This window comes from Kitasatospora sp. NPDC097691 (assembly GCF_040302665.1).
Classification (GTDB): domain Bacteria; phylum Actinomycetota; class Actinomycetes; order Streptomycetales; family Streptomycetaceae; genus Kitasatospora.
Genome location: NZ_JBEORY010000002.1, coordinates 239863 through 251822 on the forward strand (window position 1 = coordinate 239863; position 11960 = coordinate 251822).

The 11960-nt window shown below is 72.3% G+C and carries 9 protein-coding genes; 6 read left to right on the forward strand and 3 right to left on the reverse strand.

Features of this window, described 5'->3' with window-relative positions; translation table 11 throughout:
• Positions 1-171 precede the first annotated feature (171 nt).
• The 3 genes from ABTY56_RS02495 (at position 172) to ABTY56_RS02505 (ending at position 2988) form a co-directional block, all read left to right on the forward strand.
• Positions 172-957: a class I SAM-dependent methyltransferase gene (locus ABTY56_RS02495; protein ID WP_350625686.1), complete on the forward strand. Its 786-nt coding sequence runs from the start codon at positions 172-174 to the stop codon at positions 955-957.
• A gap of 139 nt (positions 958-1096) precedes the next feature.
• On the forward strand, positions 1097-2443 hold the full coding sequence (locus tag ABTY56_RS02500; protein WP_350625688.1) for a DUF2254 domain-containing protein: 1347 nt from the start codon (positions 1097-1099) through the stop codon (positions 2441-2443).
• 71 nt (positions 2444-2514) lie between these two features.
• Positions 2515-2988 carry a hypothetical protein gene (locus ABTY56_RS02505; protein WP_350625690.1) on the forward strand — a complete coding sequence of 158 codons (474 nt, stop codon included), beginning with the start codon at positions 2515-2517 and terminating at the stop codon, positions 2986-2988.
• A gap of 378 nt (positions 2989-3366) precedes the next feature.
• On the opposite strand, the gene ABTY56_RS02510 is transcribed toward ABTY56_RS02505, so the two are convergent.
• Positions 3367-5205 (reverse strand): glycoside hydrolase family 15 protein, encoded by a 1839-nt coding sequence (locus tag ABTY56_RS02510; protein WP_350625692.1) that lies wholly within the window; start codon positions 5203-5205, stop codon positions 3367-3369.
• A gap of 482 nt (positions 5206-5687) precedes the next feature.
• Here ABTY56_RS02510 and ABTY56_RS02515 point away from each other — a divergent pair, with 482 nt between their 5' ends.
• The 3 genes from ABTY56_RS02515 (at position 5688) to ABTY56_RS02525 (ending at position 9871) form a co-directional block, all read left to right on the forward strand.
• A complete protein-coding gene (locus tag ABTY56_RS02515; RefSeq protein WP_350625694.1) occupies positions 5688-6968 on the forward strand; it encodes a phophatidylserine decarboxylase associated domain-containing protein in 1281 nt (426 codons plus the stop codon).
• A 129-nt stretch (positions 6969-7097) separates the two neighbouring features.
• On the forward strand, positions 7098-7787 hold the full coding sequence (locus ABTY56_RS02520) for a GOLPH3/VPS74 family protein (protein ID WP_350625696.1): 690 nt from the start codon (positions 7098-7100) through the stop codon (positions 7785-7787).
• A gap of 446 nt (positions 7788-8233) precedes the next feature.
• Positions 8234-9871, forward strand: a complete 1638-nt coding sequence (locus tag ABTY56_RS02525) for a carbohydrate binding domain-containing protein (protein ID WP_350625698.1) — start codon at positions 8234-8236, stop codon at positions 9869-9871.
• A 78-nt stretch (positions 9872-9949) separates the two neighbouring features.
• Here the strand turns inward: ABTY56_RS02525 and ABTY56_RS02530 are convergent, their stop codons facing one another.
• Both ABTY56_RS02530 and gadC read right to left on the reverse strand, forming a co-directional pair.
• Positions 9950-10387 carry a hypothetical protein gene (locus ABTY56_RS02530; RefSeq protein ID WP_350625700.1) on the reverse strand — a complete coding sequence of 146 codons (438 nt, stop codon included), beginning with the start codon at positions 10385-10387 and terminating at the stop codon, positions 9950-9952.
• On the reverse strand, positions 10384-11874 hold the full coding sequence (gadC, locus tag ABTY56_RS02535) for a glutamate/gamma-aminobutyrate antiporter GadC (RefSeq protein WP_350625702.1): 1491 nt from the start codon (positions 11872-11874) through the stop codon (positions 10384-10386). The genes ABTY56_RS02530 and gadC overlap by 4 nt, the downstream gene beginning before the upstream one ends.
• Positions 11875-11960 lie beyond the last annotated feature (86 nt).

Below are 11960 nucleotides of genomic sequence, written 5' to 3' on the forward strand. Positions count from 1 at the left end.
GATCGTCGGCGGGCGCGCCGGGCGCGGGAAGGGACCGTTGCTCCCAGGGAACCGCAGACCCACCCTCCGGCGCCGTCCCGCGACACGCGGGCAGGAACGTCCCTGCACCCGCGCGGCCGTGGCCCGGGGTGCAATGAGCGCGCCCGTACGCTGTCAGAGGGAGGCCGCCCGGTGGAGACGAGGACGAGGGACGCGGATCCGGTCCGCGTGCTGGACGTGGCGAGCGCCGACTACCGCAGGGTGTTCGAGCTGTTCCTCGCCGGGACAGACGAGAAGCCCCTCACCCACGCCCGGCTGAGCGAACTCGTCGCCGCCCTGCCGCACCGCCGGGTCCTGCTCGACCTCGGCGCGGGCGACGGCCGCACCACCGCCCACCTGGCCCGGTCCTTCGACCGGACGGTGGCCGTCGAGCCCAGCGCCGCGATGCGCGAGAAGCTCCGCACCACCTGCCCCGACGCCCTCGTCCTCCCGGACCGGCTCGACCGGGTCCGGCCGCCCGAGCCGGCCGACCTCGTCCACCTCTCGCACGTGCTCTACTACGTGCCCGAGCCGGACTGGCCCGCCACCGTCACCCGCGCCCTCGACTGGACGGCCCCCGGCGGGACCCTGCTGGTCGTCCTGCAGAACCCCGAGAGCCCGTGCATGAGGATGGCCGCCCACTTCACCGGTGTCCGCTACGACCTCAGCCCCCTCGTCGACCTCCTGCGCGAACGGCACCCGGCGGACGACGTCACCCTGGAGACCCTCGACCTCCACTACCGCACGCCCCACCTCGCCGAGGCCGTGGACGTCGCCGAGTTCATGGTCAACGTCGCCGACCTCGCCACCCTCGACCCCCGCCCCTCCCGCGCCGCCCTGACCGCCTACGTCCAGGACCACTTCGCCCGCCCCGACGGCACCTACGCCATCGGCCACACCCAGGACATGCTGATCGCCCGCCGCGCCCCGTCCGCCTGACACCACCCGGGCCTCCGTCCCGCCCCCGGCACCTGCCGCGCCCAGGTCTCCACCCTCGCTCTCCCGTCACCTGCGCGTCCGAGTGCTTAGGGTGGATTCGTCCGGCCGGCGCCGGGCCGGAGGGACGGGAGGTGGCGGCGTGATCCGTGGGGTCCACCTGGAGGCGCAGTGGCGTCGGGAGGCGCTGCGGACGAACCTGTGGGTCGTGCCGATCCTGGAGGTCGGGCTCGCCGTGCTGCTGTTCGTCGTCACCTGGTCCCTGGACCGGGCCGCCTACCGGGGGGACCTGGAACTGCCGTCCTGGGTCATCGGCGGCGCCGCCGATGCCGCCCGCCAGATCCTCGCGGCCATGGCGGCGGCCCTGATCACCGTCGTGGGCGTGGTGTTCTCGATCATGATCGTGACGCTGACCCTGGCCTCCACCCAGTTCGGCCCGCGCATGCTGCGGACCTTCATCCGGGACCGCACCACCCAGCTGACCCTGGGCACCTTCGTCGGTACGTTCGTGTACGTGATGCTGTCGTTGGTCGTCATCGGACCGGCCTCGCACGGCGACCTCGTGCCGCACCTGTCCATCACCGTCTGCATGGCGCTGGTGATGGCCGACCTGGCCGTGCTGATCTACTTCATCCACCACATCGCCACGTCCATCCAGCTGCCCCGGGTCATCGCCGGCATCGCGGCGGAGCTGTCCGAGGCGATCGAGGCGGGGGCGGGCGAACCGGAGCGGGTCGGCGTGGTCACCACCGGGCCGTCCGCGGACGAACTGCATGCCCGGCTCGACAGCTCGGGCGCGGCCGTCCCGGCGCCGGCCAGCGGCTACCTGCAGTTCGTCCGGCACCGGACGCTGGTGCGGATGGCGGCGGAGCTCGATGCCGTCATCCGGTTGGACCACCGGCCCGGGCACTTCCTGGTGCAGGGGCACCAGCTCGCCACGGTCTGGCCCGCCGAGGCGGCGCCCGAGGTGGCCCGGAGTTTCGCCCGTGCCCACGTCACCGGCTCGACCCGGACGCTCGCCCAGGACATCGCCTTCGCCGTCGACCAGCTGGTGGAGATCGCCATCCGGGCGCTGTCCAATGCCGTCAACGACACTTTCACCACCCTGACCTGCGTCGACTGGCTCGGCGAGGGCCTGTGCCGGGTCGCCGCCGGCTGGCACCCGAACCCGGTCCACCGGGACGAGAGCGGGCACATCCGGGTGATGACCGCCCCCGTGAGCTACGAGCGGCTGGTCCAGCGCGCCTTCGAGAAGATCCGCCAGGCCGCCGTCGGCATGCCGGCGGTGCTGATCCGCCAGCTCGACGCCCTCGTGGAGATCATGTCGGAGACGACGACCGAGCAGCAGCGGGAGGTGCTCCTCGCCCAGGCCGAGATGATCGAACGCCTCAGTCGCGAGTCGGTGAGCGAACCGGCCGACCGCGACGACGTCCACCGCCGCTACCTGGCCGTCCTCGCCGTCCACGCCGACCTCGCCGGGCCGGGCTGAACGACGCTGGGACGCCAGTACGGCCGGACACCGGAGCCCACGGGGCTCAGGTGCACCAGAACAGGAGACGGGTGCAGCTCGGTGTGGCCGTCGGGCCGGTCGGGTGCTGGGTGGGGGAGGGCGGCGGGACGGAGCCGGTGGCCGGTGTGGTCGTGCTCGGGGCGGGCTTCGCGGGTGCGTCCGCCGGAACCGGCGCGGCGGACCCGGCCGGGCCCGAGGGGGACGCCGTGGCCGGGGCGGTACTGCCGGACGGTTTGGGCCGGGTGGTGGTGGCCGACGGCTGGGGGCGGGCCGTGGCCGTGGCCGTCGTGGTGGCCGGCGCCGGTGAGGCCGGGGCGCCGGGGGTGGCGGCGGTGTTCTGCGAGGGTGATTCGGCGCCCGCGGACGCCGGGGCCACCGCACCGTCCGAGTTGCCGCCGGTCAGCAGGACGGCGGCCAGCCCGCAGACCACCACCCCGGCCGCCGACACGGCCAGCACCGTTCCCCGCGGCGGGCCGCCCCGCCGCCGGGCCGACCGCCGTGCCGAGCGCCGACCCGACTGCTGAGCCGAGCGCCGCGCCGACCGGCGTGGCGGTGCGGACGCGTCGGCGGGGGTCTCGCCCGGCGGCGTGGGCCGGCCCGCGGCCTCCCCGGTCGTGGGCTCGGCGGCCCGGCCGCAGCCGGGGCAGGAGAGCGCGCCGTTGAGGTGGCGTCGGCAGGGCGTGCAGTAACTCATGGGATCTCTTCGGTAGGTGCGGCATGACCTGGATCCCGGTGGTGACTGCCACGCCGCCCGCAGGCCGGGCCGGATCGGATGCGAGCGTACGCAGATCGGGCCGGTCCGCGACACCCGCGCGGCGCGAGGCTTCTGCGCGGGTCGGGTGTGGTTCGTGTGACGGCGGACGACTCGTGTGACACCGGTGCCGGCTCCCGCGAGGCGGCCGTCAGCCCAGTGCGCGGTCCAGGTTGAAGGCGGCGCTGATCAGCGAGAGGTGGGTGAACGCCTGCGGGAAGTTGCCGAGTTGTTCGCCGGTGCGGCCGATCTCCTCCGCGAACAGGCCGACGTGGTTGGCGTAGGTGAGCATCTTCTCGAAGGCCAGCCGGGCCTCCTCCAGCCGACCCGCCCGGGCCAGCGCCTCGACGTACCAGAAGGAGCAGATCGAGAACGTGCCCTCGGCGCCCTGGAGGCCGTCCGGACTGGCGGCCGGGTCGTAGCGGTACACCAGGGAGTCGGAGACCAGGTCCGAGGTGAGCACCTCCAGGGTGGCGAGCCACTTGGGGTCGGTGGGTGAGATGAACTTGGCCATCGGCATCATCAGCAGGGACGCGTCGAGGACCCGGTCGTCCAGCCCCTGGACGAACGCGCCGCGTTCGTCCGACCAGCCCCGGTCCATGATCTGCCGGTAGATCGCGTCGCGGGCCTGGCGCCAGCGGGGCAGGTCGGCGGGGAGGCCGCGCCGGTTCGCCATCCGGATCGCCCGCTCCAGCGCGACCCAGCACATCAGCCGCGAGTACACGAAGTCGTGCCGGCCGGCTCTGGTCTCCCAGATCCCCTCGTCGGGCTGGTCCCAGTGCTCGCAGAGCCAGTCCACCACGCCGCCGACCTCGTCCCAGTGGCCGCTGCTGATCGGCTGCCCCCACTTGTCGTAGAGGTAGACGGAGTCGATCAGGGCGCCGTAGATGTCCAGTTGGAGCTGACCGGTGGCGGCGTTCCCCACCCGCACCGGCGCGGAGCCGAGGTGGCCCTCGAAGTGGGACAGCTCCCGCTCGGGCAGCTCGCAGCGCCCGTCGATGCCGTACATGATCTGCAGCGGGCCGGTGTCCTTGGTGCCCCGCATGATCCCGTGCTCGGAGATGAAGCCCATGAACGCCTCGGCCTCCGAGGTGAAGCCCAAGCGGAGCATGGCGTAGATGCAGAAGGCCGCGTCGCGCACCCAGACGTAGCGGTAGTCCCAGTTGCGCTCGCCGCCGACCTGCTCGGGCAGGCTGGTGGTCGGCGCGGCGACGATCGCGCCGGTGGGCGCGTAGGTGAGCAGCTTCAGGACCAGCGCCGAGCGGTGGACCATCTCCCGCCACCGTCCGTGGTAGCGCGACTGGTGCAGCCAGTGGCGCCAGAACCGGACGGTGGCCTCGAACTGCTGCTCCGCCTCCCAGGCGGGGCAGGCGCGCGGGCCCAGTTCGACGCTCACCCGGTCGAGGGTGAAGACCGCGGACTCGCCTTCCAGCAGCTTGAAGTGCGAGGACACGTCCGTGCCGTCGGACTCGATCGGCACGGTGGCGGTCAGCGCCAAGGACAACGAGGGGGAGCGGAACACCGCGTGGCCGTCCCCGAGTTCGACCGTGTGCGGCTCCGTCCCGTAGCCGAAGCGCGGGGCGACCTTCGCCCGGAACGGCAGCACCCCGCGGACACAGATCACCCGCCGGATCAGCCGGTGGCGGTCCGCCTCGCGGGACTCGTCGACGACCGGCATGAAGTCCTGGATCTCCGCCACGCCGTCCGCGGCGAAGAACCGCGTGATCAGGACGTTGGTGTCGGGGAAGTAGAACTGGCGGGTGCGGGAGGGCGTGTCCGCGGACAGTTCGAAGCTGCCGCCCCGGTCGGCGTCGAGGACGGACGCGAAGACGCTGGGCGCGTCGAAGCGCGGGCAGCAGTACCAGTCGATGGTGCCGTCGGTGGCGACCAGCGCGGCCGTACGGAGGTCACCGATCAGGCCGTGCTCGGAGATCGGCGGGTACCGGGAACCGCTCAGCTCCCCGAATCCGCCGCTGCCGTACTGCGCCATGGCGGCCTCCTCACCCGTTGGTGCCGGGTATCGAGCCGAATGTCTCGTTTCATGCTAGATCGCGGGGTGCCGGGGCGCCGAAACGGACCGGTACGCCCGGGGCCGCACCGGGCTCACCGGCGGCCGGAGGCGGTCGTCGGGCGGGAGCCGGGAGCCGGCCGGGAGGCGGTGGGTCCGGAGCCGACACGGGACGCACGGCGGTCCGGTGGCTGCCGGGCGGCGGTCCGGCAGCGGTCCGGCCGGTCGCGGGATCCGCCGCTCGGATGGATCGTCGCCCGGCAATGGAGCATGACCGATCGCGACCCCCGGCCGACGCGCCGAGAGTGGGCACGGGCACGGGGGCGAGGAGGACCGGCGGCGCGGAAGGCGGCCGGCCGGGCACCACGATGCCGACCCGGGCCCGCGACGGGCAGGGCGGGACCCACCGGGCCCGTGCCGCCGGCGGAGAGCCGGCGGATCGACCGACGACGAGGAGTCGTGGCATGGCCATCAGCGAAGCAGTACTCGAAACGCGGTACCAGAACTCCTACGGCCGGGCGGCCGGCTTCCTGCCGCGCAACCGCAGCGCGGTGGACCGGTGGCACGGGAGACTGCTGGACCGGGCGAGGGGCCGGACGGGGGCCCACCTCCCCCCGGTGGCGGACCTCGCCGACCTGCTGGACGCGGACCCGGTCCTCAGGACCCTCGTCACGCAGACGATCAAGGAGGTGCTCGACCTGTTCCCGGTGGACGCCGACGGCGACGTCCGGACGGTGCGGACCATCGACGACCTGCTGAACTGCCTGGACGTGGTCTGCGAGAGCGCGCCGGAGTACACGCCCGTCCTCGGGGACCAGGTCTTCTTCCCGCTGTCGGCGCTCTTCTGCCACATGATGGCGGTGCCCTCGGGCTGGGACACCTTCCGGCACGAGGAGTTCAACCGGCGCCTGACCGGGATCCTGACGTACTGGTGCGGGTTCCTCGACAGCAAGGACAGCCGCGAGGTCCTGCCCGGCCCGGACGGCTGGCTGGGCCGGGCCGCCTCCGAGCAGTACAAGCTCTACGAGTTCGAGGTGGACCGCGACGACCCCTACGGCGGGTTCACCTCGTTCAACGACTTCTTCCACCGGCGCGTCAAGCCGGAGTTCCGCCCGATGGCCGAGGACCCGCGGGCCGTGATCTCCCCCAACGACGGCACGGTGGTGCGGATCTACCCGAACGTCCGGGAGGAGGTGCCGGACATCACCGTCAAGGCGCAGCCGTACTCGCTGAGGATGATGCTGAGCGACTACCCGGACACCGCGAGGTTCGTGGGCGGCGACGTCCTCCAGTCGTTCCTGTCGGGCGCGGACTACCACCGGTGGCACGCGCCCGTGGCCGGTGTGGTCGAGTACGTGGAGAACGTCCCCGGTCTGACGTTCAGCGAGTTGTACAACCCGACGGTGGACCTGAGCTCCGGCACGCTGTCCCAGGGGTACGGGGCGTCGGTCAACACCCGGGGCATCGTGGTCATCGACACCGGGTCGTCGATGGGCCGGGTCTGTGTCGTCCCCGTCGGCATCACCGAGATCTCCTCGGTCACCATCGCCGTCAGGCCGGGCGACCGGGTCGAACGCGGCGACGAGCTCGGCTACTTCAGCTACGGCGGGTCGAGCATGTGCCTGGTGTTCGAGCGGGGCAAGGTCGACTTCACGGTGCCGATGGGCGAGCACCAGGGCCCGGACGTCGTCACCGACGACGGCGGCCTGATCTTCGTCAACCAGCAGATCGCCGTTCCCAGGTAGGCTGCGGGGCTCGGCCCGGGAGGGTGGGAACCGGGCTGCCGGTGCGCGCGTTCCTGGCTGAGGACACCCGGGTGCGGCGGCCGTCGAGCCGCTGCGGGGTGACCGGTTCGCACAGGGAAAGGAATGCACATGCACGTCACCCTCGCCGAGGAGCTGATGCTGCTCTCGCTGGACGACGAGTCCGGCGTGGCGAAGGACGGTTCGAGCGCCGGATGGGCGGCGGCGGGAGGCCTGCTCGCCGATCTCGCGCTGGCCGGGCGGATCGCGGTCGAGGAGGGCCGGCTCGCCGTCACCGACCGGACCCCGACCGGCGACCCGCTGCTCGACGACTGCCTGGAGCGGCTCGCCGGGTGGGTCGAGCGCAAGGCCCCCGGCAAGGCGAAGGCGGCGGACTGGCTGACCAAGGATCACCCCGTGGCGGTCCGATCCGCCGTGCAGCGGCTGTGCGAACGCGGTCTGGTCGTCGAGGAGCGCCACCGGGTCCTCGGCCTCTTCCCGGTCCGTCGCTACCCGGAGGCGGACGGCTCCGTCGAGCGTGAACTCCGCGAGCGGCTGGCCGCCGTGATCCGGCACCACGTGACGCCGGACGTCCGCACCGCGACCCTGATAGCCCTGCTGCACGCCGCCCGGCTGCACGGTCTGGCGTTCCCCGACCTCCCGCGTGCGCGGGTCGAGCTGCGCTTCGGGGAGATCGCCGCGGGTGACTGGGCGGGCGAGTCCGTCGGCCAGGCGATCCGGAACATGCACGTCGCCATCGCGGCCATCACCGCGGTGACCGTCGCCACGGCGGCCACCGCCGCCACCGTGGCCGCCGGCTGACGGTCCGACGGTCCCCGGGCCCGCCCCCACGTCGGGGCGGGCCCGGTCCCGTTCCCGGGCCGGGTCGGGTTCCCGTGCCCCGGTTCGGCTTCCGGGCCCGGTTCCGCTTCCGGGGATGGTTCCGCTCCCCGGTGGTCCGGCTGCCGCCGTCCGGCGGGATCCCCTCAATTGGTCCAGACCTATTGACGGGTCATGCCGCCCCTCCTACGATCCCGTCCGGCACAGCCCCACATGTCCCCACCTCACCCAGAGCCGGGCGTCACGCCCCCACGCGCTGGTCATGTCCATGGCGCTCGGCGGGAAGGGAGCACAGCATGTTCCGTCGGAGGTCGCGTACGCCACGCCCGTCGGGCGGTTCCCGCCCCTGTCCGGACCCCGGCCGCCCCGACGGCGACCGGGCCGGGAGCGAGCCGGCCCGCCGCGCGCCGCGCCCGCAGCGGGCGGCCGTGCACCGCGCACCGCGGGTGAACCGGTCCGGCCGCACCGAGCACGGGCCGACCCTGCTCCGGCGCTCGCTCGCCGGGGCGAGCGCCGCAGCCCTCATCGGCGCCGGCATCGCCGTGGCCGGCTCCGTCACGGCCGGGGCCGCCACCACCGACCTGGTGGCCAACCCCGGGTTCGAGAACGGTCTCTCCGACTGGACCTGCTCCGGCGGCTCCGGTACGGCCGTCAGCAGTCCGGTCCACTCCGGCGCCTCCGCGCTCAAGGCCACGCCGGCCGGCTCGGACGACGCCCAGTGCACCCAGACCGTCAGCGTGCAGCCCAACTCCCCGTACACGCTGAGCGCCTACGTCCAGGGCAGCTACGTCTACCTGGGCGCCACCGGCACCGGGATCACGGGCGCCGCGTCCACCTGGACGCCGAACAACGCCTCGTACGGTCAGCTCAGCGTCGGCTTCACCACCGGGCCGACCACCACCTCGGTGACCGTCTACCTGCACGGCTGGTACGGGCAGCCCGCGTACTACGCGGACGACGTGTCGCTCACCGGCCCCGGCGGCAGCAGCCCCACGCCGACCGCCACCACGCCCACGAGGACCCCGCCCACCACGCCGCCGCCGACCACCCCGCCGCCCACGACGACGCCCCCGACCACGCCGCCGCCCACCACCACCCCGCCGGGCGGCGACACCTGCCCCACGAAGCCCAGGCCGTCGGGCAAGGTCCTGCAGGGCTACTGGGAGAACTGGGACGGCGCCGCCAACGGCGTCCACCCCGGCATGGGCTGGGTCCCCATCACCGACAGCCGGATCGCCGCGCACGGCTACAACGTCATCAACGCCGCCTTCCCGGTGATCCTCTCGGACGGCACCGTCCTGTGGCAGGACGGCATGGACGCCAACGTCAGGGTCTCGACCCCCGCCGAGATGTGCCAGGCCAAGGCGGCCGGGGCGACCCTCCTGATGTCGATCGGCGGTGCCGCCGCCGGCATCGACCTGAGCTCCGGCGCCGTCGCCGACCGGTTCGTGGCGACCGTCGTCCCGATCCTCGAGAAGTACAACTTCGACGGCATCGACATCGACATCGAGACCGGCCTGTCCGGCAGCGGCAGCATCGGCACGCTGTCCGCCTCCCAGGCCAACCTGGTGCGCATCATCGACGGCGTGCTCGCCCGGATGCCCGCCGGCTTCGGCCTCACCATGGCCCCCGAGACCGCGTACGTCACCGGCGGCAGCGTCACCTACGGCTCGATCTGGGGCGCCTACCTGCCGATCATCAAGAAGTACGCCGACAACGGGCAGCTGTGGTGGCTGAACATGCAGTACTACAACGGCAGCATGTACGGCTGCTCCGGCGACTCCTACCAGGCCGGCACCGTCCAGGGCTTCACCGTGCAGACCACGTGCCTGAACAACGGCCTGACCATCCAGGGCACGACCGTCAAGGTGCCCTACGACAAGCAGGTGCCCGGCCTGCCGGCCCAGCCCGGTGCGGGCGGCGGCTACCTGGACCCGGGCTCGGTCGGGCAGGCGTGGAACGCCTTCGGCGGTGCACTGAAGGGGCTGATGACCTGGTCGGTCAACTGGGACGGCTCCAAGGGCTGGACCTTCGGCGACAACGTCCGTTCCCTGCAACGGCGTTGAGTTCCCGAATCCGGGACGCGTCGCCCCGGCCACCGCAAACCACGGGTGGCCGGGGCCGCACGTCCCGCGCTCGGGGCCTCAGTCGTTGATGACGTCCGAGGTCTTGAGGTCGTCGATCCTGTGCTGGTAGTCCGCCAGCTTCTCCGGGCAGTACACCTTGATCACCTCGGCGCCCGCCTCCAGGACCATCTTGTCGGCGATGATCGGACGGATGCCCGGTCCGCCCGCGCCGTTGGACAGTTGGACGAGCCAGAGGCCGCGCTTCAGGGCCGAGACGGGGTCGTTGCAGGCCGCGCCGCCGTCGGTGCCGAGGGTGTCCGCGATGTTGCCGGTGTTGCGGGAGGCGAACCCCTTGGCGACGAGGGCGTCGTTCAGCTGGTTCGCCTTCCGGTGGGCCTCGTTGGTGGCCTTCTGCTGGGTGTAGGTGAGCAGCGCGGCGATCACCAGACCGACCAGCACCACGATCGCGCCGATGTAGATCCACCGGTGCTGCGAGGCCATCCGGGTGGGGCTCATGCGGCACCCCCTTCCACCTGGGCGTCGGAGGCGTCGGGGCGGCGCCACGAGGGTTTGCGGGCCTTGAGGAAGGCGAACGGGATGACCAGGCCGAGCAGCAGCAGGCCGCCGCCGACGATGGCGACGTAGGCCCAGACGCTGCTGCCGCCGAACTGCGAGGAGGGTACGAAGCCGATCGCCATGGCCAGCGCCGAGGCGATGAACCCGACGACGCAGATCGTGGTGAGCAGCGGCGCCCGGTAGCCGCGCGGGTGGTCGGGCTGCTTGCGGCGCAGCTGGATCGCGGCCAGGAACATCAGGAGGTACATGATCAGGTACACCTGGGTGGTGATCACCGAGAAGATCCAGTACACGCTGGAGACGTCGGGGATCAGCGCGTACAGCAGGGCGATCACGGTGGTGACCAGGCCCTGGGTGACCAGGATGTTCTGCTGGACGCCGTGCGCGTTGAGCCGCTGCAGGAAGGGCGGGAGGTAGCCCTCCTGCCGGGAGATCAGCAGCAGGCCCTTGGAGGGCCCGGCCAGCCAGGTGAGCATGCCGCCCACCGAGGCGGCGCACAGCCCGACCGCGACGATCGGCACCAGCCAGCCGATGTGGAAGTACTGGAAGAAGGCGTCGAAGGCCTGCATGACCCCGGCGGTGAGGCTGAGCTGGTCCGCCGGGATGACCCAGCTGATGGCGAGGGCCGGCAGGATGAAGATCAACAGCACCATGCCCATGGCCAGGAACATCGACTTCGGGAACTCCTTGGCCGGGTCGCGCAGCTTGTTCACGTGGACGGCGTTCATCTCCATGCCGGAGTAGCTGAGGAAGTTGTTGACGATCAGCACCAGGCTGGCGATGCCCGTCCACTGCGGGAAGAAGTGCGAGGCGTCCATCGGCGCCGCCGAGGGGTTGCCCTGCCCGAGGAAGACGAAGCCGAGGACGACCAGCAGCGTGCCGGGGATCAGCGTGCCGATGACCAGCCCCCAGGAGGCCAGCCCCGCGACGGCGTTGGTGCCGCGGGAGGAGACCCAGACGCCGGTCCAGTACACCACCACGATGACGATCGCCGTGTAGGCGCCGTTGCTGGCCAGGCTCGGGTTGATGACGTACGCGATGGTGCTCGCGACGTAGGCGAGCAGACTGGGGTAGTAGAAGATCGTCATGGCGAACTGGCACCACACGGCCAGGAATCCCAGCGGCTTCGACAGACCCTGCGCCACCCAGTTGTAGACCCCGCCGCTCCACCCGGACGCCAGCTCCGCCGACACCAGGGCGGTCGGGATCAGGAACACGACCGCCGGCAGCAGGTAGAGGAAGACGCAGGCCAGGCCGTACACGGCCATGGTGGGCGAGGCGCGCAGGCTCGCGACCGAACTGGTGGTCATCAGCGCCAGCGTCAGCCAGGTGATCTTCTGCGAACCGACCGCCGCCCGGGCCGCTTCCGCGGCCCGGGTGTCGCTCGACCGTCCGGAATCGTCCGCGGGCACGTCCGCAGCGCTCATCGGTAGCCTCCTCCGCCCGACTCCGCCCGACCGGGCGTGCCTGGGGACAGGTGCGTGGGGATGCGTCAAGCACCAGGCTCCGCAGC

What these genes read in the sequence shown, in the direction of transcription:
- gadC (WP_350625702.1), bottom strand. Translation starts at nt 11,874, where the DNA reads ATGAGCGCTGCGGACGTGCCCGCGGACGATTCCGGACGGTCGAGCGAC.
- ABTY56_RS02515 (WP_350625694.1), top strand. Translation starts at nt 5,688, where the DNA reads ATGGCCATCAGCGAAGCAGTACTCGAAACGCGGTACCAGAACTCCTAC.
- ABTY56_RS02510 (WP_350625692.1), bottom strand. Translation starts at nt 5,205, where the DNA reads ATGGCGCAGTACGGCAGCGGCGGATTCGGGGAGCTGAGCGGTTCCCGG.
- ABTY56_RS02530 (WP_350625700.1), bottom strand. Translation starts at nt 10,387, where the DNA reads ATGAGCCCCACCCGGATGGCCTCGCAGCACCGGTGGATCTACATCGGC.
- ABTY56_RS02520 (WP_350625696.1), top strand. Translation starts at nt 7,098, where the DNA reads ATGCACGTCACCCTCGCCGAGGAGCTGATGCTGCTCTCGCTGGACGAC.